General features: G+C 60.9%; 21 protein-coding genes. 13 read left to right on the top strand and 8 right to left on the bottom strand.

The window, feature by feature from the left end:
* Positions 1–8 precede the first annotated feature (8 nt).
* Both B2M20_RS11035 and B2M20_RS11030 read right to left on the bottom strand, forming a co-directional pair.
* Positions 9–1499, bottom strand: a complete 1491-nt coding sequence (locus B2M20_RS11035) for a replicative DNA helicase (protein ID WP_079447186.1) — start codon at positions 1497–1499, stop codon at positions 9–11.
* 311 nt (positions 1500–1810) lie between these two features.
* Complete coding sequence (locus B2M20_RS11030; protein WP_087881168.1) at positions 1811–3061, bottom strand: SAM-dependent methyltransferase; 1251 nt, start codon at positions 3059–3061, stop codon at positions 1811–1813.
* Between the two features lie 682 nt (positions 3062–3743).
* Between B2M20_RS11030 and B2M20_RS11025 the strand changes: the two genes are divergently transcribed.
* Entirely contained in the window at positions 3744–4583 is an 840-nt protein-coding gene (locus B2M20_RS11025) for a prolipoprotein diacylglyceryl transferase (protein WP_139372888.1), read from the top strand.
* Positions 4584–4636: 53 nt separating this feature from the next.
* Here B2M20_RS11025 and dprA read toward each other — a convergent pair whose 3' ends face one another.
* The 4 genes from dprA to B2M20_RS11005 all read right to left on the bottom strand — a co-directional run bounded on the left by dprA (position 4637) and on the right by B2M20_RS11005 (position 9030).
* Positions 4637–5755 (bottom strand): DNA-processing protein DprA, encoded by a 1119-nt coding sequence (dprA, locus tag B2M20_RS11020; RefSeq protein WP_079447097.1) that lies wholly within the window; start codon positions 5753–5755, stop codon positions 4637–4639.
* A gap of 192 nt (positions 5756–5947) precedes the next feature.
* Positions 5948–6544 (bottom strand): glycerol-3-phosphate 1-O-acyltransferase PlsY, encoded by a 597-nt coding sequence (gene plsY, locus B2M20_RS11015; protein ID WP_079447096.1) that lies wholly within the window; start codon positions 6542–6544, stop codon positions 5948–5950.
* Positions 6545–6705: 161 nt separating this feature from the next.
* Positions 6706–8007, bottom strand: a complete 1302-nt coding sequence (locus B2M20_RS11010) for a dihydroorotase (protein ID WP_079447095.1) — start codon at positions 8005–8007, stop codon at positions 6706–6708.
* Between the two features lie 69 nt (positions 8008–8076).
* A complete protein-coding gene (locus B2M20_RS11005; RefSeq protein WP_079447094.1) occupies positions 8077–9030 on the bottom strand; it encodes an aspartate carbamoyltransferase catalytic subunit in 954 nt (317 codons plus the stop codon).
* Positions 9031–9203: 173 nt separating this feature from the next.
* Here B2M20_RS11005 and B2M20_RS11000 point away from each other — a divergent pair, with 173 nt between their 5' ends.
* Positions 9204–10844: an acyl-CoA dehydrogenase family protein gene (locus B2M20_RS11000; protein WP_079447093.1), complete on the top strand. Its 1641-nt coding sequence runs from the start codon at positions 9204–9206 to the stop codon at positions 10842–10844.
* A gap of 15 nt (positions 10845–10859) precedes the next feature.
* Positions 10860–11654, top strand: a complete 795-nt coding sequence (locus B2M20_RS10995; RefSeq protein WP_079447092.1) for a CPBP family intramembrane glutamic endopeptidase — start codon at positions 10860–10862, stop codon at positions 11652–11654.
* Here B2M20_RS10995 and ruvX read toward each other — a convergent pair.
* On the bottom strand, positions 11631–12146 hold the full coding sequence (ruvX, locus tag B2M20_RS10990) for a Holliday junction resolvase RuvX (protein ID WP_079447091.1): 516 nt from the start codon (positions 12144–12146) through the stop codon (positions 11631–11633). The genes B2M20_RS10995 and ruvX overlap by 24 nt on opposite strands.
* Before the next feature lie 165 nt (positions 12147–12311).
* Between ruvX and gatC the strand changes: the two genes are divergently transcribed.
* The 7 genes from gatC to B2M20_RS10955 all read left to right on the top strand — a co-directional run bounded on the left by gatC (position 12312) and on the right by B2M20_RS10955 (position 19598).
* Positions 12312–12599 carry an Asp-tRNA(Asn)/Glu-tRNA(Gln) amidotransferase subunit GatC gene (gatC, locus tag B2M20_RS10985; RefSeq protein WP_079447090.1) on the top strand — a complete coding sequence of 96 codons (288 nt, stop codon included), beginning with the start codon at positions 12312–12314 and terminating at the stop codon, positions 12597–12599.
* Positions 12600–12613: 14 nt separating this feature from the next.
* Positions 12614–12820, top strand: a complete 207-nt coding sequence (locus B2M20_RS20270) for a hypothetical protein (RefSeq protein WP_079447089.1) — start codon at positions 12614–12616, stop codon at positions 12818–12820.
* Positions 12817–14295: an Asp-tRNA(Asn)/Glu-tRNA(Gln) amidotransferase subunit GatA gene (gatA, locus tag B2M20_RS10975; RefSeq protein ID WP_079447088.1), complete on the top strand. Its 1479-nt coding sequence runs from the start codon at positions 12817–12819 to the stop codon at positions 14293–14295. The genes B2M20_RS20270 and gatA overlap by 4 nt, the downstream gene beginning before the upstream one ends.
* Entirely contained in the window at positions 14286–14594 is a 309-nt protein-coding gene (locus B2M20_RS10970; protein WP_420799311.1) for a hypothetical protein, read from the top strand. The genes gatA and B2M20_RS10970 overlap by 10 nt, the downstream gene beginning before the upstream one ends.
* A 161-nt stretch (positions 14595–14755) precedes the next feature.
* Entirely contained in the window at positions 14756–16135 is a 1380-nt protein-coding gene (locus B2M20_RS10965) for a patatin-like phospholipase family protein (RefSeq protein WP_079447087.1), read from the top strand.
* Between the two features lie 65 nt (positions 16136–16200).
* Positions 16201–17685 carry an Asp-tRNA(Asn)/Glu-tRNA(Gln) amidotransferase subunit GatB gene (gene gatB, locus B2M20_RS10960; RefSeq protein WP_079447086.1) on the top strand — a complete coding sequence of 495 codons (1485 nt, stop codon included), beginning with the start codon at positions 16201–16203 and terminating at the stop codon, positions 17683–17685.
* 1646 nt (positions 17686–19331) lie between these two features.
* On the top strand, positions 19332–19598 hold the full coding sequence (locus tag B2M20_RS10955) for a hypothetical protein (protein ID WP_079447085.1): 267 nt from the start codon (positions 19332–19334) through the stop codon (positions 19596–19598).
* A gap of 845 nt (positions 19599–20443) precedes the next feature.
* Here the strand turns inward: B2M20_RS10955 and B2M20_RS10950 are convergent.
* Complete coding sequence (locus tag B2M20_RS10950; RefSeq protein ID WP_079447084.1) at positions 20444–20737, bottom strand: hypothetical protein; 294 nt, start codon at positions 20735–20737, stop codon at positions 20444–20446.
* A 208-nt stretch (positions 20738–20945) separates the two neighbouring features.
* On the opposite strand from B2M20_RS10950, the gene B2M20_RS10945 reads away from it, so the two are divergent.
* The 3 genes from B2M20_RS10945 to B2M20_RS10935 all read left to right on the top strand — a co-directional run.
* A complete protein-coding gene (locus tag B2M20_RS10945) occupies positions 20946–22646 on the top strand; it encodes a proton-conducting transporter transmembrane domain-containing protein (RefSeq protein ID WP_079447083.1) in 1701 nt (566 codons plus the stop codon).
* A 5-nt stretch (positions 22647–22651) separates the two neighbouring features.
* Entirely contained in the window at positions 22652–23410 is a 759-nt protein-coding gene (locus B2M20_RS10940; protein ID WP_079447082.1) for a hypothetical protein, read from the top strand.
* A partial coding sequence (locus tag B2M20_RS10935; RefSeq protein WP_139372887.1) for a putative inorganic carbon transporter subunit DabA occupies positions 23395–23624 on the top strand: 230 nt, incomplete at its 3' end. The genes B2M20_RS10940 and B2M20_RS10935, both read left to right, overlap by 16 nt.

Genomic DNA, 23624 nt, shown 5'->3' with positions numbered 1-23624 from the left:
AATCGACGCTAGATGCGTTCGGGCAGGTGACCGTCATGTGCGAGGTCGCTGAAGCGGGTGAACTGGCCTTCGAACTGTAGTTCGACGGTGCCGGTCGGCCCATGGCGCTGCTTGCCGATGATGACTTCGGCTTTGCCGTGCACCAGATGCATCTCGAGTTGCCATTTCTCATGTTCAGGCGTGCCGGGCCGAGGCTCCTTGTTCTGGAGGTAATACTCTTCGCGATAGACGAACATCACGACATCGGCGTCCTGTTCGATCGAGCCGGATTCGCGCAAATCTGAGAGTTGCGGGCGCTTGTCGTCGCGATTTTCGACCTGACGCGACAATTGCGACAGCGCGATGATCGGAACGTTCAGCTCCTTCGCCAGCGCTTTCAGGCTGGTGGTGATTTCGGTGACTTCCTGCACGCGGTTGTCGCTGCGCTTGCCGCTACCCAGCAGAAGCTGGATGTAGTCGATCACCAAGACGTCGAGCCCTCTCTGCCGCTTCAGACGGCGGGCGCGCGCGGTGAGTTGTGAAATCGAAAGGCCGCCGGTTTCGTCGACGAAGAGCGGCAGGTGCTCCAGCTCGATGGTGTGATCGCGGATCTTCTCGAAATCGTTTTCAGTGATGCCGCCGCGCCGAATATTGCTCGAGGGAATGCAGGTCTGCTCGGCGAGAATACGAGTCGCCAGTTGCTCCGCCGACATTTCGCAGGAGAAGAAGCCCACGATCCCGCCATTGACGGTCTTCATCGTGCCGTCAGGCTGAAGCTCCGACTCATGAGTCTTGGCGATGTTGTAGGCGATGTTGGTCGCGAGCGCGGTCTTGCCCATGCCCGGCCTGCCGGCCACGATGATCAGGTCGGACTGCTGCAATCCGCCCATTTTCGAGTCGAGATCGCGCAGGCCCGTCGCGATGCCGGAAAGCTTTCCATCGCGGCGGTAGGCGTTGGCCGCCATGTCGAGTGCGATCTTCATCGCCTGCGAGAATTTCTGGAAGCCGCCTTCATAGCGGCCGGATTCGGCCAGCTCGTAGAGTCGGCGCTCGGCGTCCTCAATCTGCGCTCGCGGCGCGAAATCGACCGGCGCGTCGTAGGCGACGTTGACCATGTCCTCGCCGATGTGAATCAGGTCGCGGCGTAACGCCTGCTCATAGATTGTGCGTCCGTAATGCAGGGCGTTGATGATCGTGGTCGCTTCCGCCGCCAGACGGGCGAGGTACTGACTTACGGTCATTCCGCCGATATCGGTTTCAGCGGGAACGAACGTCTTGACCGTGACAGGCGTTGCGATCTTGCCAGCGCGGATCAGGCTGCCTGCGGTCTCAAAGATGGTCCGATGCATCGGGTCGAAGAAATGCTTCGGCTCCAGGAAATCCGAAACCCTGTAAAATGCGTCGTTGTTGACCAGAATGGCACCGAGAATGCCGCGCTCGGCTTCGATGTTGTGCGGCGGGGTGCGATAGGCTGGTGTCGTCGCGTCAGGCGCAAGCTTCAGGATGTTCGAATCAGCCATGGCTTTCGGATTCTGACCTGGATTATTTGTGGGATACAGGCCCCGCATAAAGCGCCGCTCCGGTGGACGGCGAAAGCAAGGTCCTGCCCCTTATGCCCGATTCCCACATGACCTTGAATGAAACTTGAGTCGAAAATGCAAGGAACTTGACTGTCGCCAGCGACAAATCTCCGTTCGACTCGCCGAGCCGGGCTGACGCTCAAAACGAAACTTCGAATGGATGACGGAGCGACTTTGCATATCGGCCTATATTCACAGCACTAAGGATCGCACTTAGCCTTCGAAACTGAAATTTCCCGATTTGAAGCGGCTCATTCGCCGGCGATTTGAAACCGCGGCCGCTGTTTTTGCTCAAGATTGCGCAGTTTCGCTTCCCCACATTGGATATAATCGCGCGTCATAGGTACGGTGCCTTGCCGTTTCGTGATCTGAACTTGGAAATTCATCAGGTTCTGCTTCCGGAACGACATTTCCGATGCTGCCAAATAAAACTCCCACATGCGCCCGAACCGCTCATCGTAGAGCCACACGACTTCTTCGCGTCTCGCCATGAAGCGCTCACGCCATGCCTTCAGCGTCTCTGCATAGTGCAGACGCAGGATTTCGATGTCGCAGACGAGCAGTCCGGCGCCCTCGATGGCTGACAGGACTTCGGACAGCGCGGGGATGTAGCCGCCCGGAAAGATGTACTTCGCGATCCAGGGATTGGTAATGCCCGGGCCCTCGGAACGGCCGATCGAATGCAGCAGCATTATGCCGTCGGGTTCAAGTAGCTCGGCGCAACGTTTGAAAAAGGTATCGTAGTGGTCGACGCCGACATGCTCGAACATCCCGACAGATACGATGCGATCGAACGATCCGGGAATATCGCGATAGTCCTGGAGCAGGAATTTCGTCGACCGCGTCATGTTGTTCTCAGCCGCGCGGGCTTTCGACACCTGAAGTTGTTCGGTCGAAAGCGTGATGCCGGTGACGTTGGCGCCAGTCATTTCCGCGAGATAAAGGCTGAGCCCGCCCCAGCCCGAGCCGATATCGAGGACGTTGTGGCCGCGCTCGACCAGAATCTTGGCGGTGATATGCCGCTTCTTTGCAAGCTGGGCGTCGTCCAGCGTCATGTCCGGAGTTTCGAAATACGCGCAACTGTATTGTTTGTCGGCATCGAGAAACAGTGAGTAGAGACGGCCGTCGAGATCGTAATGGCGCGAGACGTTGTTTATGGAACGTCCGCGAGGATTGAATTGCTGGAAGTTGCGGGCGAGATAGCGGAGCCACCATTGCAGCTTCGCCCAGCGCGGCATGATGTCGGGCTGGTCGAGGATGATCGCCAGAACGTCGGCAATCGATCCCCGTTCGACGAGCATTGTGCCGTCGGTGTAGGCCTCGCCGAAAGACATTTCAGGATCGAGCAGAAGCTGGCGTGCGACGTCTTTCGTGGTCAGCCGGACCCGAACCGGTTCCCCGGTGCCATCGCCGCAAGTGAAGGCCATACCGCTCGCGGTTACGAATGTGATCGAGCCGCGCCGGATAAATTGGTTCAGAAAAAACCGCAACAAACGGTCCATCGAAACCACCATCATCACGAGGACGCATCAGCCGCCATAACGTCTGGGAATGGCGTCCAAGTTCCATCAGCAATAATAATTAATAATAATGTCGCGGAAGCCGGTTCACCAATGTTCTGATCGCAAGGCCGATATCCGGAATCGAGCTGCGGTCATGTGTTTACATTCATCTCTACGCTTCCATTCGCAGCATAATGAGCTAAAAGGTGTGCCGCCGCGGCGGCCGCGCAATTTCCGCACCCGGAGGATGAGAATGTCGAGCCGAGCGCTCAGTTTAGCGACGATGCTTATGATCGTTGTTTTCGCGGGTGATGCCGGAGCGCAAAATCTCGAGGCAGGAAAGTCGGCTGCCCAGATGTTTTCGGGGAACTGCGCCTCCTGCCACAAAGCGGTGCGCGGGCTACTCAGGACGGTACCGCCCGGATCGTTGCCAGGCTTCCTGCGCCAGCATTATACCACCGGCCCCGACATGGCCGGGATGCTTAGTGCCTATCTGATTTCCAGAGGCGCGACCGATCAGCGGTCCCGCCCTGAACGACCCAGGTTATCTCCGGGTGATGTGAGACCGGAACCGAGGCAGGCGGAGGGACAGGGCAGGAGGCCGCTTCCTCAGGCGGCGCAGCCTGATCCTTCCGCGCAGAATGAACCACAGGCAGGTAAGGACCGGTATGGAAGGCGCATCATGCGGCCGGCCGCCGAGAATCCCGAGACTGCGAGACCGGCTTCGGAGGAGGCCAGTCAGCAGGATAGGCGGAAGCCTCGAGACAGGAAAAAGCTCAGCAAGCAAAGCAAGCCGGCCCCGGACGAATCGACGAAAGCTGGCGCCGCGGGGCAGGGCGCGTCTCCGAGCGACGCTGCGACGAAGCCCGAGACGGCGAAGACTGAACCGTCCGACGTGACGCCAGCCAAGGAAAAAGAAGCGGTTAAGGAAGAACCAGCTAACGGACAGACGCCCAAGGCGCAGCCCGGCAAGAAAGAAGCGGCCGAAGAAAAGACGGTCAAGGACGAAGCGCCAAAAACGGAGCCTGCCAAGAAACAGGCCGACGAGAAACAGCCTGCTCTGGAGCAAGCCGCAAAGCCGCAAGCGGTCAAGCCGGACGCATCGAAGCCTGATCCAGCCAAATCCGAGAGCGATAAGGCCGACGTCGGTAGAAGCGAAACGGGAAAACCTGGCGTTGATAAATCTGAAGCCGAGAAACCCAGCGCGTCCGAACGCAACAAGGCGGATGGCACTCCGACCGATGCTGCGCCTTTCGGTGAACCCAAAGCGGTGCCTCTGCGCGCCGATCCCGTTCCGGCGGTGACGCCTGCGCCGAAGGTCGGCAAGAGCGAAGCCCTGCCGCCGTCGGAAGCAGCGAGTTCCACGCTGGCGCCAGCTCCCTCCGACTCTGTCGCCGTATCGTCGCCATCGACCTCCGCAGCGCCGTCGCCATCAGCTTCGCCTAGGACGGAGCCGGCATCGCCGCCATTGGAGCCCGCCGCTTCTTGGTCCGCGCCGCCGCCATCGGCTCCCGTCCAGTAGTCGCTTTGAAGACGCTACAATCGCTGCAACTTCGAATCGAGTCGAACAGACCGTCAGATCATTGATACCAAACCGCCGCCATGGCGCTCCAGTCGTCCGGCCAGTTCCAGTTCAAGCAGGACCGTACGCACGACGGCTGGTGGGGCATCCGCCATCCGAATCAGATCGTCGAGTCCAATCGGTGCGGGACCAAGCAAGGCGACGATGCGCGCACGGTCGCTTGCGGCAGGCTCTTCGGTCCAGGTGCTGCCGTGCTCCGGTTCTTCAGCGGGTAGATCGACCGGCCGTCTCAAGATCGGCCGGACGGCATTGATGACGTCGGATGCCTCGGTAATCAGAGTCGCGCCCTGCTTGATAAGATCGTTAGTGCCGGCGGCACGAGGATCGAGCGGCGAGCCCGGCACGGCGAAAACCTCGCGGCCTTGCTCGGCAGCGATGCGGGCGGTGATCAGCGAGCCAGATCGATGCGCGGCCTCGACCACGACAACACCGATCGCAGCGCCTGAGATCAGGCGATTGCGCCGCGGGAAATCACGGGCTCGTGGCACATGCCCCATCGGCATTTCAGAAATCGCGCCGCCGCCTTCTAATATTGCCGCTAGCAGATCCTCATGCTCCGACGGATAGATACGGTCATGGCCACCGGCAAGCACTGCGACAGTACCGCGTGCCAGGCTTGCACGATGCGCTGCCTGATCGATACCGCGTGCCAGTCCCGATACGATGACGAAGCCGGCATCGCCGAGATTATGCGCCAGCGTTTGCGCGAACTTGTGACCGGCGCCGGATGCATTGCGTGAGCCGACGATCGCGATCATGGGACGCTCCATGACATCGAGGTTGCCGCGCACACCAAGCAGTGGCGGCGCGTCGTCGATCATTGCAAGGTGCGGGGGATAGCCGGCCTCTCCTGGCGCTAGCAAACTGACGCCGATCCGCCGGGCAGCCGCCAACTCGTTCCGCGCCTCGGCTTCCGCACAAAGCCGGCCGGGACGCGAAGCTCCGCCACGCCGCGCCAGATCGGGTAGCCGGATGAGGGCCTCACGGGCGCTGCCGAAATGGTTCACGAGGGAACGAAAGGTCCGAGGCCCGACGTTTTCGGACCGGATAAGCCGCAGCCAATCGATCCGCTGCGCTTCGTTCAGCCGCCTGTCTGGATTCCGGATGTCCACGCCTGCCCCCAAAGCTAGAGCGTTTTCGAGCGAAGTGGATACCGGTTCGCGTGAAGAAAACGCGTCAAAACAACAAACTGGAGTTCGCTCCCAATCAGTAAAAAGCGGAAATGCTCCAGGTGAGCTTTGCCCAAGTTGTCGCGAGGGAGCAACCTCGGATGCGGCGTTGATCAATTTGATCCCAGATCGCCGTTACGCTTTCGCGCCGATCCTGCCTTCGCTGCCCGCGGAAAGACGCCGGATGTTGTCGCGGTGTTTGAACCACAACAGCACGGTCAGCACCGCAAACAGCAGCGCTTGCTGCGGGTGTCCGAGCCACCACAACAGCAGCGGCGTGAGGAGACTGGCGATGAGTGCCGACAGTGACGAGTAGCGTGTCGTGAACGCCACAAGCAGCCAGATCGCGCAGAAGGCGAGCGCTGTCGCCCAGCACAGGCCCAGCAGTACCCCGATATAGGTTGCGACGCCCTTGCCGCCATGGAATTTCAGCCACACTGGAAAAAGGTGGCCGAGAAACGCACCGAGTGCCGCAGCCATGGCGGCCGCAGGTCCCCATAGCGATCCTGCAACAAGTACGGCGGCAGTGCCCTTGAGCATATCTCCAACAAGCGTTGCCGCGGCGAGTCGCTTGTGTCCGGTCCGCAGCACGTTGGTTGCACCGATATTGCCGGAGCCGACCGAACGCAGATCTTGCGTTCCGGCGAGCCGCGTCAAAATCATCCCGAACGGGACTGAGCCGAACAGGTAGCCGAAGACGAAGGCGATCACGGCAATGATGGAAGAAGACATCGTGAGGGGCTCCGGGCTTCACTTCGCAGATGTAAACCATAGATCGGCTTCATCGCGCCATAACCGACATGTCAAGGTAGAGCATGAGGTTCGCGTCCATCCGCCTGCGCAGCGGGTGTTCCTTGGTTCGGATACCTTCGCTGGCCGCCCTTATTGTGGCGTCAGACGTGTTCGAAAACCGTGCGTCCGCCGACGATTGTGCGGACGACACGGCCCAGGAAGCGCGACTCGTCAAATGGCGTATTCTTGCATTGCGATTTGAGATCGGCGGGATCGAGAATCCAGGGGACGTCAGGATCGATCACGATCACATCGGCGGGTGCGCCCGGTTGTAATGATCCGCCCGGCAAACCCAGCAATTCTGCGGGCCGCGTCGACATTGCCCGGATCAGGGTTTTGATATCGAGTTCCCCGTTGTGTACAAGCCGCAGCGCCGCCGTCAGCATGGTTTCTAACCCTATCGCGCCGGACACAGCTTCCGCGAAAGGCAGGCGCTTGGTTTCCACGTCCTGCGGGTTATGGTCGGACATCACCACATCGATCAGGCCTGACGCCAGCGCTGCGACCAGCGCGCGGCGGTCATCCTCGCCGCGCAGTGGCGGCGACAACTTCAGAAACGTGCGGTATGGACCGATATCGTTTTCATTTAGAGTTAGATGATTGATTGATGCGGACGCGGTGACAGGAAGTCCGGCCTCGCGCGCGCGATTGAGAATATCGAGAGATTCCGCGCAGGTGAGCGACGCCGCGTGGTAACGACCGCCGGTGAGTCCCACGAGCCGCATGTCGCGCTCCAGCACCACCGCTTCCGCGGCCGTCGGAACGCCCGTCAATCCGAGACGGGCAGATAGCTCGCCTTCATTCATGACGCCTTCGCCGACCAAAAAGGCATCTTCGGTGTGATGGACGATCAGCGCGTCGAAGTCGCGGGCGTAGGTGAGGGCGCGACGCATCACCCCGGCATTCATCACGCTGCGGGCACCATCGGTGAAGGCGACCGCGCCTGCCTCCTTCAAGAGGCCGATCTCGGTCATTTCCTTGCCGGCAAGACCCTTGGTCAGCGCCGCCATCGGATGAATGTTGACGATCGCGGTGTCCCGCGCGCGGCGCAGCACGAAATCGACGGTTGCGGAATTGTCGATCACCGGCGAAGTGTCAGGCTGGCAGACAATGGTGGTGATCCCGCCGGCAGCGGCGGCGCGGCTCGCGGATGCAAAGGTTTCGCGATGGCCGGCGCCCGGCTCGCCGACGAAAGCGCGTATGTCGATCAGGCCAGGAGCGACGATCTTGCCGGCACAGTCGATGATGTCGGTGCCTTCGGGCACTCCTGCGGCGCCGATGCCGTGGCGCGCGTCACGAACGACCCCGTCAGTGATGAGCACATCCCCAGGGCCATCGAGATCGAGGGCAGGGTCGACGATGCGAGCGTTGGCGAGCAGGACGGGGCGGTGACCACTTAGCATGTGCTGCACCTTCGCAAATCGAGAGCGCTCGCTAATGCTCGCCCTGCAAATCGGCCGGAACGGTCGGGTTCATGCATTCGGCAGGTTCCTCGCCAGCGCCTCCAGCACTGCCATCCGCACCGCTACGCCCATTTCCACTTGTTCGCGGATCAGAGACTGCGTGCCGTCCGCGACGATTGAATCAATCTCAACGCCGCGATTCATTGGCCCCGGATGCATGACCAGCGCGTCAGGTTTGGCGTATGCGAGCTTTTTCTGGTCGAGGCCGTAATAATGGAAGTACTCGGAACTCGACGGCACGAACGAGCCGCTCATCCGTTCGCGTTGTAGCCGGAGCATCATCACGATGTCTGCGCCGTCCAGCCCCTCGCGCATATCGCGGGCGACTTCGACGCCCATGCGCTCGATGCCCGGTGGCAGCAGCGTGGAGGGTGCAACGACGCGGACCCGCGCGCCCATGGCGTTGAGCAGGATGATATTGGAGCGCGCGACACGCGAGTGGAGCACGTCGCCGCAAATCGCGACCAGAAGTCCCTCCAGCCGTCCTTTGTTGCGGCGGATAGTCAGGGCATCCAACAGCGCCTGGGTCGGATGTTCGTGGGCGCCATCGCCAGCATTGATAACGGAACCGTCAACCTTGCGCGCCAGAAGCTCCACCGCGCCGGAAGCTGAATGTCGCATCACCAGAATGTCCGGGTGCATGGCGTTGAGCGTCATCGCGGTATCGACCAGCGTCTCCCCCTTGCGAGTCGACATTGACGATACCGACATATTCATCACGTCGGCGCCGAGCCGCTTGCCGGCGATCTCGAATGACGATTGGGTTCGGGTCGAAGCCTCGAAGAACAGGTTGATCTGGGTACGCCCGCGCAAGGAGGTTCGTTTCTTGTCCACCTGGCGGTTCAATTCGACGTATTCTTCGGAAAGGTCGAGGAGGCCGGTAATGTCGGCGACGGAAAGGCCCTCGATGCCCAGCAGATGCCGGTGTCCAAGGACAAAGCTCGATTTGGCTGGCGATGTCATTAAAGCCAGAGCTATAGGCAGAGTTGCCCCGTCGGGCAAGGCCGAACAGCGCGCGAGCGGGTTATCCCCCGCCGAAGCGGAGGTCACGGTAAATGAAGTGGAGACCGTCGGCGTGAACTCGCCGCGGTTCCGGCATAAAGTCGCATGGGCATCAGCGCCGGCGGAGGTGGTTCATGACGCAACCATTCAGGACGCACGAGGTCTTCAACCAGTCGCCGCCGTTCGAAGACGTTGATCTATTTACGCTCGACCGTCCGTTGGCGGAGGCGGCAGCTGCGAACGGCGGAGCCGCAGCCCGCGACGAAATGGAGGCGTTCGGAAAGCATTGGGGCTCGGCGGCGATGGCCGCGCGCGGCCGTCTGGCCAACGAGAACCCGCCGAAGCTGTGGCTGTTCGATGCGCGCGGTAACCGGCGCGACGAGGTCGAATTCCATCCATCCTATCACGAACTGATGGCGAACAGCGCTCATGCCGGTCTCCACAATTCCACCTGGACGGCCGAGGGCAAACCGGCAGCCGGCGCGGCGGAAGTGGTGCGTGCGGCAAAATTCTATATGGCTGCGCAGGTCGAGACCGGGCATCTCTGTCCGATCACCATGACTCGTGCCTCAGTGGCGGCGCTCGCAGTGCAGCCGGACATGTTGGCGAAAACGATGCCGGTGATTGCGACCCGCAGCTACGACCCGTCGGTTGCGCCGTGGTGGACCAAGCGCGGCATCACCCTGGGCATGGGCATGACCGAGAAGCAGGGCGGCACCGACGTGTCCATCAACCAGACCCGCGCCGTCCGCGATGGCGACGCCTATCGTATCACCGGTCACAAGTGGTTCATGTCGGCGCCGATGTGCGACGCGTTCTTGGTGCTGGCGCAGGCGGATGGCGGACTAACATGCTTTTTCATGCCACGCTTCCGTCCAGACGGCTCGGTCAACACGATTCATCTCCAGCGGCTGAAGGACAAGCTCGGCAATCGCTCCAATGCATCGTCCGAAGTGGAATTTATCGAGGCTTATGCCCGGCGTGTCGGTGACGAAGGAAACGGCATTCGCACCATCATCCAGATGGTGCAGTTAACACGGCAGGATTGCGCCATCGCCTCGGTAGGCTTGATGCGCTCGGGGCTGGCACATGCGCTGCATCACACACGTCATCGCAGCGTGTTCCAGAAACGTCTCGTCGATCAGCCCTTGATGCATGCGGTTCTTGCCGATATGGCGCTGCATGTGGAAGCGTCGTTGGCATTGGTGATGCGGCTGTGTCGCGCGTGCGATGAAGCTCCGTCTAACCCGAAAGCGGCGACATGGATGCGGCTTTTGACGCCCGCGGTGAAATATTGGATCTGCAAGAGCTCGCCGGGCTTTCTGTATGAGGCGATGGAGTGTCTGGGGGGAAACGGCTATGTCGAGGAGAATATTCTGCCTCGTCACTATCGCGAGGCGCCGGTAAACGCGATCTGGGAAGGGTCCGGAAACGTGATGTGCCTCGACGTGCTGCGGGCGCTGGCCCACGAAGGCGAGGCGGCTGTCGCCGTGCTCGAAGATTTCGTGGCGGATACCAATGGTTTGCCCGGTGCGGCGGAAGCGGTAGCATTTCTTGCCAAGACTTTCCGTCGGCCCGACTGTGAGCGCGTCGCGCGCCAGGCGGTGGAGACGCTCGCGCAACTGGCCGCGGTCGCGGCGCTCAACCGGACCTCGCCAAATCAGGCCGCGCTGTTTGCGACGACACGGCTCGGCGGCACGCATGGGCGCCTGTTCGGAACGGCCGAATTGTCCGCCGCCCAGAGCCGCGATCTGCTAGAGCGGGCGCTGCCATGAATCGGGGGTAAGCAAATGCCGAGCGGAGTAAGTATACCCGAAAGTGATCCTGTGACGCCGCCGGCGTTGGCTCCTTCACCGACCCGCGTCCCGCAAACGTGGAAATTTCTTGGCACCAGCCTTTGGGGGATCGTGGTATTCGCCGCGATGTTTGCAGGACAGCTATCCGTCCTTGCTTATTTCCTGATCACCGATCGTGCGCCGTTCAGTTTCGACGAGGTCAAGGAATTGGCCGGCGGAGGTCTGACCATCTCACTATCGGTCATCATGGGGCTGCCTGCGGCCCTGCTCGCGCTGTGGATCGCGATCCGGCTGTCGGGAGTGTCGTTCGCCGATTATCTCGCGCTGCGCTGGACCTCATGGCGCTACCTGCTGCTTGGCATCGTCGCCATGGTCGTGCTTGTCATCAGCTGGGAGGGAATATCCAATGCGGTGGGACACGAAAGTTCGGCTGCATTCATGGTCGATGTGGCAAAGTCGGCCCGCGCCGATGGCGCGCTGTGGCTTCTGGTCATTTCATTTTGCGTCGTGGCGCCCGTCAGCGAGGAACTTCTGACGCGCGGATTCCTGTATCGCGGCTGGTCGGAGTCGTTCTTGCGCCCCACCGGCGCGATCTTGCTGTCATCGATGGTATGGACAGCGATGCACCTTCAATACGACTGGTTTTTCTTCGGGCAGATCTTTTCGATCGGATTGCTGTTCGGTTACCTGCGATACCTCAGCGGTTCGATCTGGCCGACCGTGATCCTGCATGGCCTCAACAATCTCGCGGCGACGCTACAGACGTTATGGCTCGCCAATCAGCCGTGATCGCTCCGGTCCGGACGATCGCCGCTGTGCCGCAAGCCGGTCCAACGCACCCTGAAGAATAAAGATCGCGGCATGCTCGTCGATGACCTTGGCGCGCTTTGCGCGGCTCATGTCCAATCCGATCAACTCGCGCTCGACGGCGACCGTCGAGAGCCGCTCGTCCCATAGCCCGATTGCGAAATCGGTGAGTTTTGCCAGATTGCGCGCAAAAGCACGGGTCGACTGTGCGCGTGGCCCCTCACTGCCGTCCATGTTGATCGGCAGTCCAAGAATGAAACCTTCCGCACGACGTTCGCTTGCAATGGCAAGAAGCCGCGCGGCATCGACCGTGAACGTCTTGCGTTGGATGGTTTCCACGCCGGTGGCGAGGCGACGATCCGGATCGGACACCGCGACGCCAATGGTCTTGGTGCCGAGATCGAGTCCGACAAGCGCTCCGCGCTCAGGCCAATGCGCGGCGGCTTCGATCAACGGGAGAATGGATGCAGGCATGAGACCGCATATCATGGGCAAGACAGGCAGGGCAAAAGGGGGCTAAGGAACCGTTTGCGCGACCTTGGCAATCACGGATGGTTGCAGTGCGAAAGCCGGGTCTGCTATAGGCGTAACGCTTGTAGGGCGCCAATGCCTTACGATAGACGCCTGCGGGGGCCTAATATGTCCGTCGATGCCGCTACCGTCCGCCGCATCGCGCATCTCGCGCGTATAGCGGTCGATGACACCGAGGTTCCCCATCTCCAGGGCGAACTGAACGCGATCCTTGCCTTCGTTGAGCAGTTGCAGGAAGTGAACGTCGACGGTGTCGAACCGATGACGTCTGTGACGCCGATGGCGATGAAAATGCGGCCCGACCTGGTGAATGACGGCGAGATCGCGGACAAGATCGTCGCCAACGCGGCGGTGACTCATGACCACTTCTTTCTGGTGCCGAAGGTCGTCGAATAGCAGGGTTTGATTCGATGTGTCTGCTCTGTGGCGATGAAAAGTCGTATCGGGCTTATATGGATTACCTCGACGCCATGGAACGCGAGGGCCGCACCGCCGATCCCGACGAGGCGATGAAGACCGTTTTCGAAAGACTTCAGGCAAACGATACGGCGCCTGCCGATGACCCCAGGAACGACAGAACCCTATCGCCTTTTTTTTGCAGCGCGGTTGATAAATGACAGACTTGACTTCGCTTACGCTGGCCGAGGCTCGTGACGGTCTCGCGGGCAAATCGTTCACCGCGCTCGAACTGGCCGACGCGCATCTTGCGGCGATGGAGCGGGCGCGCGTCTTGAACGCCTATGTGCTCGAGACGCCGGAGCAGGCGAGGGCGATGGCGCGCCAGGCCGACGGGCGGATTGCCAAAGGCGAGGGCGGACCGCTCAATGGCCTTCCGCTCGGCGTGAAGGATCTGTTTGCGACGGAAGGCACACGGACCACGGCGTGTTCGCGAATCCTCGATGATTTCAAGCCGCCTTATGAATCCACGGTGACGTCGCAGCTCTTCACGCGTGACGGCGCGGTGATGCTTGGCAAGCTCAACAATGATGAATTCGCGATGGGTTCGTCCAACGAGACCTCGTGCTTCGGTCCGGTGCTCAATCCGTGGCGGCGGCAAGCCTCCGACGCGAAACTGGTGCCCGGTGGCTCATCCGGCGGATCGGCTTCGGCGGTGGCGGCCGGATTATGTCTCGGCGCAACCGCGACCGATACCGGCGGCTCCATCCGCCAGCCCGCAGCCTTCACCGGTACCGTCGGCATCAAGCCCACCTACGGGCGTTGCTCCCGCTGGGGCATTGTCGCGTTTGCGTCGTCGCTCGATCAGGCGGGGCCGATTGCGCGTACCGTCCGCGACGCGGCGATCCTGCTGCGCTCGATGGCAGGCCATGATCCCAAGGATACGACTTCAGTCGATCGTGCCGTGCCCGACTATGAAGCCGTGGTCGGCAAATCCGTCAAGGGAATGAAGATCGGCCTTCCCAGGGAGTACCGGCTGGACGGAATGCCCGCTGAAATCGAGAAACTGTGGTCGCAGGGTGCCGACTGGCTGAAAGCCGCTGGCGCCGAACTTGTGGAGGTGTCGCTGCCCCACACGAAATACGCACTGCCCGCTTACTACATCGTCGCACCGGCCGAGGCGTCCTCAAACCTCGCGCGTTACGATGGCGTCCGATACGGCGCCCGGGCAGCGGGCAACAACATTGTGGAAATGTATGAAAATACGCGTGCGATAGGCTTTGGCGCGGAGGTCCGCCGTCGCATCATGATCGGAACCTATGTTTTGTCGGCGGGTTACTACGATGCCTATTACCTCCGCGCACAAAAGGTTCGTACCTTGATCAAAAAGGATTTCGAGGATTGCTATGCAGCGGGGGTCGACGCGATCCTCACTCCGGCGACGCCGTCCGCCGCCTTCGGCATCGGCGAGAAGGCTGGCTCCGATCCGATCGAGATGTATCTCAACGACATCTTCACTGTGACGGCAAACATGGCGGGCTTGCCGGGTATTTCCGTGCCTGCGGGCAAGGATGCTCAGGGACTTCCGCTCGGACTGCAACTGATTGGTCGGCCGTTCGACGAGGAGACGCTGCTTTCGCTCGGCGCGATTATCGAGCAGGCTACCGGGCGCTTTAAACCCGAGGTGTGGTGGTGACTCCAGATACTTTCAAAGCCAGCCTGACGAGTGCGGCCCCGCCGGGGGGTGTTTCGCCACAGCTTGCGGCGTTGTGGTGGGCTGCCAAGGGTGACTGGAATAAGGCGCACGTCATTGTGCAGCCGCTGGTGGGGCCGGAGGCCGCCTGGGTACACGCCTATCTGCATCGGCTTGATGGTCGCGAGATCGGTAACGCCGCTTACTGGTATCGCCGCGCCGACAAGCCGTTTGCGAAAGGTTCGTCCGAGGACGAGTGGAGCCAGATCGTCGCGGAATTGCTGGGCGGCCAAAGCGGCTAGCTCATTCGGGGGTGGTCGCCCCGCCAATTTCATTGCCGCTTCATGCGCGGTACCGGCGCCGCAAATTGACCACAACGGGAGGTAGGCCGGTCGAGACGGATTGCCATTCGCCGCGCCCCGAACCATAGTCGGCGCGCGATTGGCGGGGCGACTTTAGGACCATGCGTTCAGCATTAGCTGTCATCGGACTGTGTGCGATGCTGCTCGGCTGCGCGTCGATCCAGAACGCGCCTGTCAACCAGCCGGGCAGCAGCGCCGATCTCGCGGGCCAACTGCACGAAAACTTCGAAGAACGCACCGCCACCGACGACGATCTGGTCGCGCTGTCGTTTTCAGGCGGCGGTACGCGGGCGGCTGCTTTTTCTTTCGGTGTGCTAGAAGAACTGGCGCAGACGCCAGTGCGCGGCGGCGGCGCATCCATGATCGACCGCATCGATTTCATTTCCGGAGTGTCGGGAGGGTCGGTAACCGCTGCGTATTTCGGATTGCGCAAACGAGCGGCCATGGCCGACTTCCGTGAAAAATTCCTGCTGCGCAATGCCGAGGAGGGGCTTCAAACCAACCTCAACCTTGCCACGCTTAGCAAAGCGTTCGCCGGCGGTATCAACGATTCCAACGGCCTGCCGCGCTGGCTCGATGCCAACCTGTTTCATGGCGCGACCTTCGCCGATCTGCGAAAGACGGTACGCCCGCGGGTGTGGATCAACGCCTCCGACATCTACAATCGCACGCCCTTTGTCTTTGGTGTGACTGCGTTCAGCGCAATGTGCAGCGACCTCGAGTCTTATCCGTTGGCAAACGCGGTGGCGGCGTCGGCGGCGGTCCCCGTCGCGTTCGCGCCGGTGGTGATTCAGACCTTTCCGGGTCGATGTAAGGATCCGCTGCCGGCCTGGATCTTGAAAGCGCGCGACAATCGCAACGCGCCGCCGATGTTGAGCGCCTTTGCGAAAGCAATCAGCCGCTATCATGATGGCGAAATTCCCTACATCAAGCTGCTCGACGGTGGTCTGGTCGACAACTACGGCTTGGCCGGTTTCACCATCGCGCTGCTGTCGGCGCGCGCTCCCTATGAACCGCTGTCACCCGAGCAGGCCGTCAAAATTCGGCGCGGACTTTTTGTGGTCGTGGATGCCAAGACCGGCGTTTCAGGCAACTGGATCAATACCATTGAAGGTCCAAGCGGCGTCGATCTGGTCAAGGCGGCGGCGAATACCGCGATCGATGCCAGTGTGGGCGCGGGTTACACCGCCTTCGAGCGCACCATGGGTGATTGGCAGGCGGCGCTGGTCCGTTGGCGCTGTGGTCTGACTGCGGCGGAGCGCGCCCGTTACGGGGCGCGTCCGGGTTGGAACTGTCACGATCTGAAATTTTTCGTAGGCCGCGTCGGCTTCGATCAACTTGATTCCGCGCGCGCTGCTCGCCTCGAGACTGTTCCGACCCGATTCCACTTGCCGCCGCAGCAGGTGGATGAGGTCATCGCGGCAGGCCGGGACGCATTGCGGGCAAGCTCCGCGTTTCGCATGTTTGCCGGAAGCAAGTAAGCGAGCGTGGACATCCCGCGTAAGATGGGGTTTCCCAATCGCGAACCCCGGAGTAAAAGCCGCGCATGAACGCACCTGTCAAACCGTCTAACCTGATCAAAGGCGCAACCGGCGACTGGGAGATGGTGATCGGGCTTGAAGTCCACGCCCAGGTCACTTCCAACGCAAAGCTGTTTTCGGGCGCCTCGACCGCCTTCGGCGGTGACCCCAACAGCCATGTCTCGCTGGTCGATGCGGCCATGCCCGGAATGCTGCCGGTCATCAACGAGGAATGCGTCCGCCAGGCGGTGCGCACCGGGCTTGGGTTGAACGCGCAGATTAACCTGCGCTCGGTGTTCGATCGCAAGAACTATTTCTATCCCGACCTGCCGCAGGGCTATCAGATCAGCCAGTACAAGTCGCCGATCGTCGGTGAGGGTGAAGTCGTGGTCGATCTTGCTGACGGCACGAGCTTTGTGGTCGGGATCGAGCGGCTACATCTCGAACAGGACGCCGGCAAGTCTCTGCACGAGCAGCACGCGGACATGAGCGCGATCGACCTGAACCGCTCCGGCGTAGCGCTGATGGAAATCGTATCCAAGCCCGACATGCGTTCATCCGAACAGGCCAAGGCCTATGTGACGAAACTGCGGACGATCCTGCGCTATCTCGCCACCTGCGACGGTGACATGGAGAAAGGCAGCCTCCGCGCCGACGTCAACGTCTCGGTGCGCCGGCCGGGCGAGCCCTTCGGTACGCGCTGCGAGATCAAGAACGTCAACTCCATCCGCTTCATCGGTCAGGCGATTGAACACGAGGCGCGGCGTCAGATCGAAATTCTCGAGGATGGCGGCAGCATTGATCAGCAAACCCGGCTGTTCGATCCGGATAAGGGCGAGACCCGCGCGATGCGCTCCAAGGAAGAGGCGCACGACTACCGCTATTTCCCCGACCCCGACCTGCTGCCGCTGGAGTTTTCGCAGTCCTTCGTCGATGCGTTGAAGACCGATCTGCCGGAACTGCCGGACCAGAAGAAGGCAAGGTTCATCGCGGATCTCGGCCTGACACCCTATGACGCCGCCGTGCTTGTCAACGAGCATGAGAGCGCCAACTTCTACGAGTCGGTTCTGGCCGGTCTTGCGAACGCGCGACGCGATGGGAAAGTTGCCGCCAACTGGGTGATCAACGAACTGTTCGGACGCCTCAACAAAGAGGGCCTGAGCATCGCGGCATCGCCGGTATCGGCGCCCCAACTCGCTGCGATCATCGACCTGATTGGCGAGGGAACCATCTCCGGCAAGATCGCCAAGGATCTGTTCGAGATCGTTTGGACCGAGGGCGGCGATCCGCGGGTGCTGGTCGAGGCGCGCGGGATGAAGCAGGTCACCGACATGGGTGCGATCGAGAAGGCGGTCGAGGATATCGTCGCTGCCAACCCGGACAAGGTCGCGCAGGTCCGCGCCAAGCCACAGATGATCGGCTGGTTCGTGGGTCAAGTGATGAAAGCGTCTGGCGGCAAGGTCAATCCGCAGGCGGTGAATGATCTGCTCAAGACCAAGCTTGGTCTGTAACCTTCGACCGTAGTTTCAACGCTGCGCGGCTGCATTCCTCGCCCCGACCGCATGGTGCGACGGCGCTTGCGTTTGTTTGGCTGAGCGTTGCGGGCCTGGCTGAAGGAGTTGGCCTCGCATGGCGCGGAGTGGCGCTACGTTACGCCCGCCAACCGATGCAGAAGGCTTTGTCAAAAGCTTCAAAGGCCGCTTCGCGCCTAATGCCTCAACGAGCATCTGTTCGTCAGCCTCGACGAGGCCCGCCAGTCATCGAGGACTGAGGATCGACTACAACACCAACCGCTCGCAAACGTCTTCACGGGCTCGTACCAACTGAGTTCGCAACCTGTCCCAACGAGCCGACAGCGCCCGGAAGAGTAGTGAGAGCAGGATCAATTTTGCGAATCGTATTTCACGATTCGCAAAAGCGATGCGTCATGGCGGGCTCGAGCGGTGGCTTTCAAGCTTGTTGGTGAAAATATTTTTATTGCCAAAAGTCGCGACTCGGAGTCCATGCCTATATCGATTTCACCTTCGCTCCGACTCGTCACGATGCGTACTGCGCATCTATCGCTGATTTGTTGAATGCAGAATATCGCTGCGGCGCAGTGGTTTTCTTAAAAATATTGAGAAGCGCCTGCGCAGGGTTTCTTAGCTTGCTGGCGCCTCTCGTCAACGAGTCTCCGCATCATCGCGGTGCGTGCTGCCGTCTTGCCGCTGTAAGGCATCAACACTTCCTTAAGCGAGACACTGTTTTTTTCAATATGTTGGTGTATTCGAATGATGTGCACTTCGATTCCCGAGTGCATGCAGCGACTAAGCCATCTCACTACATCTGGAGGGCAACATGGCCAAGAAAGCGAAGAAGGCGAAAGCGAAAACGAAGAAGGTGAAGAAGACGAAGAGCGCAGTGAAGAAGACTGCGAAGAAGACCCGCAAGGTCGCCAAGAAGAAGAAATAAGTTCGCTTTGGAATCGCCGGCAGCTTGATGCCGGCGAAGTCGTAGGAGCCGAAGAGAGTTTGTTTCCAAACAGATTTCAAATTCGGGCTTTGGCGACGAGAGAGGGTGTCGGCGAGACATCAGGTCAAACGGTCGGATCGTCGTTTCGGAACTCCCCCCGCGACAACCGATCCGAAGGAAGAACGCGGTGAGTTTCACCGTCGGTCTTCGTCGACGCGGATATCAAGATCCGCGATCACTTGCAGCCTCGGCTGCGGTGAGAGTTGGTCCTGACGTGTTCACCGACGCCCTCGTCCTGCGCTGGCGTGGCTCAGCCCCGGCGCTGCCATTTTCCATCATTTGCAGTTGATCTGTCGCAGGAAGGCGGCGAATCGTGATGCTTACGGCGTCCGGCCTCCTGCTTTAGCGAGCGCGGTTGGATCCGGGCTGTGGCGATGGTTAGCAGTTTGCCAAATGAAACAGTAAATCGAATCCTGTGAAACTACAAAAACCCCTCTCACATAAGGGTTTTTTGATTCGGTGCGATTCCTGTCCGCAACGGTGTTCACGTTCGATTCATCCCAATACTTAAACTGCTCTTCAAATTTAACCTCCATGATCCGTGTGTCTGGACGGCACGCCGGCGAACGGCGGTTGGATCCAGCGGGGCGCCAACAGGTGGATGGGCCGCACTCGAAGCAGGGGTGGCAAAAAAAGGAACAGAGAGATGTATCAGGGGCAGATCGACTACGAGACGGCGGTGCCGGTAAGCGCTGACGCTATTCAGGATATTCTTTTCGAACAGGGCCTGTATTGGGCGAGCGGTCGGGCCGGCCTGGTCGATCTGGTGGCCGCGCATAAATGGTTCAATCTTGCAGCGCTTAAGGGACACACTGACGCGGCCGCGATGCGCCGCGAGGTTGCGGCGCTGATGTCCGAGGCCGAGATTGTCATGGCGCAACGCGACGCGCGGGCCTGGATGACGGTGCACTGAGCCGCTTTGACTTTCGCGTCCAATGCGCCGCGGGAGTCTTACCGCTTGGTATCGCCTTCGGGTTGCTTGCGATTGAATCTGAAATCTCGGGCAGCAAAGGCACTGGAGCTGTGCCATATGGCCACCGACAACTAAGGTCTCTCGGTTCCGCCTGGCGACGCAGCAAGCGTCTCGAGAAGGGCGCGCACGAAAGGGCTGTGCCAGCATAGCTTCGGCGATGTCGGTGCGGGTTTTGGAATTCTTTCCATCGTTTTGTTTCATAGCTGCACGAATGGACTGCGCATCTCCTTTCAATGGGCCCTGAAGCAGGGGCGCGTCGACGTCGGCGAGGGCAAGGTTCCTCTCAGGACGGGAAGGCGGCAAATACCCGACCGACCCATCAGTGTTACTGATCGAGGCTGCGGCTGGGCACCTGCAGAAACCCGCATGAGGCCCAGTAGAACGAGGCATTCTGTTTGTTCGCCAAGTATGCGCGAGCGACTGGCTTGGGCTGGTTCCATTGCTCGATTGCGAGGGGTGTCGTTTTCAACCGCTCGTTGGCGCACGCTGCAATGTTTGCCAGAGATTGTGCACCAATCAGCGCCAGCCATGAGCGTGAACGCGTTGCCCCTAATAGACTAATGAGATGTAAGGCGTGCGATCATTCACCTTTCGCAGCCTCCACATCCTGCGACCTGACGCCGAGGTGATGCGACCCGTCGTCACAGATCGTTGCACGGCACGCGCCATCCCCAGCTCTCCGCTGCCACCGACATCTGCTGCGAAGCGCGGCGGCGAGGACGCCTGGGAGGCACTAGCCTGACCGAGCAAAGGGCTGGTTTCGAACCCGGGCCGCCGCAGGCCAGCTAATCGTTATCGTCCAGTTCAGCGTCCCAGCCACGCGCCTTTGCACGGGCGATGGCCTCGGCATAAACGCGCTTGTGGCGGTCGGCCAACTCCGGTGGCAACGCGCTGGGAACGTTGCCGTATTGATCCCAAAGCTGGTCCACTTTGCTCATCAACGCCTGCATCTGGCCGGCGTCCCAATTCGCGCAGTCTTGTGTCTCGGGAATGAGACCGAACACGCGCGCATCAAGCACGGTTCGCCCGAGCGGGGTCATCCCATGTCTGTCTTGGTCGAGTCCGACGTATTTGGCCATGGACGATTCTCTTGCATGAAAAACGATTCGCCGAGTGCTGGCGGCAAGCGTTGTTATCAGCTCGCCTTGGGGACTGAATAAGAAAATCAAATTTGCTTATTCAGTCTATCCTTTATGATGTTGCGGCCGGCCTGCTTGGCCAGCCGGGGCTGCGGGGCCCCCGAATGCTTCGGCATCGCGCTATCCCGATCGAACAAGGAGTGTTGCCGTGGACCAATGGGTCTCTTGGTGTCTAGTGGTGTTGCCGTTGCTACCGGCACTATCGGCGATCGTCGCCCCGCTAGCCGGAGCCGGTCGGCCGGCACAGGCGGCGCGCATCAGCGTGACGATGACCGCTGTCACCTGCGCTGTCGCGCTGGCGATGCTGGTGGCGGTGCTGGCCGCGCCGGAGAGCGAGGTGATGCTGGCTCGACTCGGGCCGGCGGCTCTGTTGCTCGACCATCTCGCGGTGGCGATGGCGGTGCTGGTGGCGGCTATCAGCTTGGTGGTGCATGTCTATTCGGTGCGCTACATGGCCGACGAGCCCGGCTACGTGCGGTTTTTTGCCAAGCTTGACCTGATGACGGCCGTGATCCTGCTGATGGTTATCGCCGCCGATCTGGTCACGCTGCTGGTCGCCTGGTTCCTGATTGGGGTGCTGCTGTTCTTTCTGCTCGGCTTCGACACCAGTCGCAAAGCCAGTGGCCGCTATGCGTTGTGGACGTTTCTGACCTATCGCGTGGGCGATCTGCCGCTGGTGGGCGCGGCGTTGCTGTTGTGGCATGGCTATGGAACCGCTCAGTTGCCGGAACTGTTCACACGGATCAGCGCCGATCCGAGTGTGCAACTCGGCGGGGTGGCGGTGGTGCCGCTGGCGGCGCTACTGCTGGCGCTGGCGGCGTTTGCCCGCTCGGCGCAGTTCCTGTTGCATACTTGGCTGCCTTACACAATGGACGGTCCCACGCCGGTGTCGGCACTGATGCATGCGGGCATTGTCAACGCCGGGGGATTCTTGTTCAACCGCTTCGCTCCGGTGTTCGTTCACGCGCCCAACGTGCTGCACCTGGCCTTCGTCGTCGGGCTGGTGACGGCGCTGATCGGCTCGGCGCTGATGCTCACGCAAAATGACGTCAAGAAATCTCTGGGCTATTCCACCATGGGGCAGATGGGCTTCATGATCATGGAATGCGGGCTGGGCGCATTTTCGCTCGCCGTCTATCACCTCATCGCACATGGATTGTTCAAAGCCACGCTGTTCCTCGGCTCGGGCAATGTCATCAGCGAAAGCCGCCACGAGGATGGCGTGCCGCCCGATGATATCTACAGCTTCGTGGTCGAGCGCCGTCCCCTGCGCGAAGTTAAGAAGGTGCCCTGGCTGTTGGCCGCGCTCGTCACCGTGCTGGTGCCGGTGCTGGTGCTGGGCTTGTCACACGGGGTGGTGGCGGAGGATTTCTTCCATAAGCAAGGCTCGGTGGTGCTGCTGTTCTTCGGCTGGGTCACTGGCGCGCAATTGTTCTTCTCCATTCACAAGCTGCCTAGCGAGAACGCATGGGGCTTGCTGACCATGATCCTTCTGTCCTTTCTCATCGTAGTGGTGGGCTATACACTCATCGCACATGCGTTCGAGGCCTTCCTCTACCCGGATCCGGTGCTGCGCGACGCCATCTATGCCGCGGCGGGCATCAACGACCTCGCTTTCGTCATCCTTGTGCTGTTCTTCACTGCGTTGCTGGTCGGCGCCTGGCTGGTGACATTTTATGCGCAGTCGCTCGAAATCGGGGGGAAACCCGGCACACGGTGGAACGCTATTTACCTCAATCTCTACGCCCTGTTCTCGCGAGAGTTCTATGTGTCCGTCATTTACACCCAACTGTCACGCAGCCTGCTGGCCGCGACCAAGCGGGTGAATATTTGGCTGCGTTGGGTCTGACCGCCATGATCGCTCTGTTCCTTGCCTTGATCCTGCTGCCGCTGTTTCCCCTGAGCATGTTGTTCAACGCCGGGCTCCAGGCGCTACCCGTGTGGTTGCGCGCTCCAGTGCTTTTGGCGTGTCCCATTGCGGGGGTGCTGTTGCTCGACCGGGCGGCCGCGCCACCCGAGCAATACATAACTCCCCTGCAGCTATTGGCGGCGTTCACCGCGCTGCTCTATGCATGGCGGCTGCTTGCGGTGCAGGAGGTGTTCATTTGGGCGCGGCTGCAGGCCACCTCCGCTTGGCCGTTGGTGTGGCTGGCGTGGCTGCACGGTCTGCACGGTAAAGCGCTCATGTTCGTGGCTCTGGCGGTGACAATCCCCGCTGCGCTGCTGATGGTTCTCGGCTCCAGCCTGAGCGAGCGTCTCGGAGGGGCGTATCTCGGACTGCGTGGGCGCATCGGCCCGGCCTTTCCGCGCCTGACCTGCGCCTTGGTGCTGACCTTGCTCGCGGCTCTGGCGGCGCCTCCTTTCCCCGGGTTCTTCGCCATGTTTGCGGTGCTGAAGCAGATTCCCGCTGGTCTGGCGACTGTCGTGCTTGCGGTGTGGTTGCTGTGGAGCTGGGCGGCCGCAATCTTGTGGCAGCATGGCCTGTTCGGGAAAGAATGGCCGCGCCCGGCGGGCGCAGTCGACTTGTCACTCAGCACTGGTCTGTTGCTGATGCTCGCAGCCGTTGCCGCGGTGCTGGGTTCGATCGGAGGGTGGTCATGGTGGATGCATTGAACCTCGGCCGGCGTCTGCGGGTACGCTCGACCGCCTATGTGGCGGGTGAGCCGGTGCCGTTTTTCTGGCCGATGCGTACCTTCATTCACCACAACCCGCTCTACGGCCTCGAAAACATGCCGTTCGAACAGGCGGTGCGCCGTGGTGCGGAGCTGTTTCATGCGCGCATGTTCCTGCCGCGCAGCAACTACCAGCAGTGGCAGCGCGAGGGCAA

This window comes from Nitrobacter vulgaris (assembly GCF_002028545.1).
GTDB lineage: Bacteria > Pseudomonadota > Alphaproteobacteria > Rhizobiales > Xanthobacteraceae > Nitrobacter > Nitrobacter vulgaris.
The sequence above is the reverse complement of the archived record's forward strand: the minus strand, read 5'-3'. Positions and strand labels throughout refer to the sequence as shown.

Coding starts and splice junctions, on each gene's coding strand:
- plsY (WP_079447096.1), bottom strand. CDS start 6,544: ATGTCTTCTTCCATCATTGCCGTGATCGCCTTCGTCTTCGGCTACCTG.
- B2M20_RS10965 (WP_079447087.1), top strand. CDS start 14,756: ATGCGTTCAGCATTAGCTGTCATCGGACTGTGTGCGATGCTGCTCGGC.
- B2M20_RS11025 (WP_139372888.1), top strand. CDS start 3,744: ATGCGGCCGGCCGCCGAGAATCCCGAGACTGCGAGACCGGCTTCGGAG.
- B2M20_RS11000 (WP_079447093.1), top strand. CDS start 9,204: ATGACGCAACCATTCAGGACGCACGAGGTCTTCAACCAGTCGCCGCCG.
- B2M20_RS10950 (WP_079447084.1), bottom strand. CDS start 20,737: ATGGCCAAATACGTCGGACTCGACCAAGACAGACATGGGATGACCCCG.
- gatC (WP_079447090.1), top strand. CDS start 12,312: ATGTCCGTCGATGCCGCTACCGTCCGCCGCATCGCGCATCTCGCGCGT.
- B2M20_RS11005 (WP_079447094.1), bottom strand. CDS start 9,030: ATGACATCGCCAGCCAAATCGAGCTTTGTCCTTGGACACCGGCATCTG.
- B2M20_RS20270 (WP_079447089.1), top strand. CDS start 12,614: ATGTGTCTGCTCTGTGGCGATGAAAAGTCGTATCGGGCTTATATGGAT.
- B2M20_RS11010 (WP_079447095.1), bottom strand. CDS start 8,007: ATGCTAAGTGGTCACCGCCCCGTCCTGCTCGCCAACGCTCGCATCGTC.
- B2M20_RS10955 (WP_079447085.1), top strand. CDS start 19,332: ATGTATCAGGGGCAGATCGACTACGAGACGGCGGTGCCGGTAAGCGCT.
- gatB (WP_079447086.1), top strand. CDS start 16,201: ATGAACGCACCTGTCAAACCGTCTAACCTGATCAAAGGCGCAACCGGC.
- gatA (WP_079447088.1), top strand. CDS start 12,817: ATGACAGACTTGACTTCGCTTACGCTGGCCGAGGCTCGTGACGGTCTC.
- B2M20_RS11030 (WP_087881168.1), bottom strand. CDS start 3,061: ATGGACCGTTTGTTGCGGTTTTTTCTGAACCAATTTATCCGGCGCGGC.
- B2M20_RS11035 (WP_079447186.1), bottom strand. CDS start 1,499: ATGGCTGATTCGAACATCCTGAAGCTTGCGCCTGACGCGACGACACCA.
- ruvX (WP_079447091.1), bottom strand. CDS start 12,146: ATGCCTGCATCCATTCTCCCGTTGATCGAAGCCGCCGCGCATTGGCCT.
- B2M20_RS10995 (WP_079447092.1), top strand. CDS start 10,860: ATGCCGAGCGGAGTAAGTATACCCGAAAGTGATCCTGTGACGCCGCCG.
- B2M20_RS10940 (WP_079447082.1), top strand. CDS start 22,652: ATGATCGCTCTGTTCCTTGCCTTGATCCTGCTGCCGCTGTTTCCCCTG.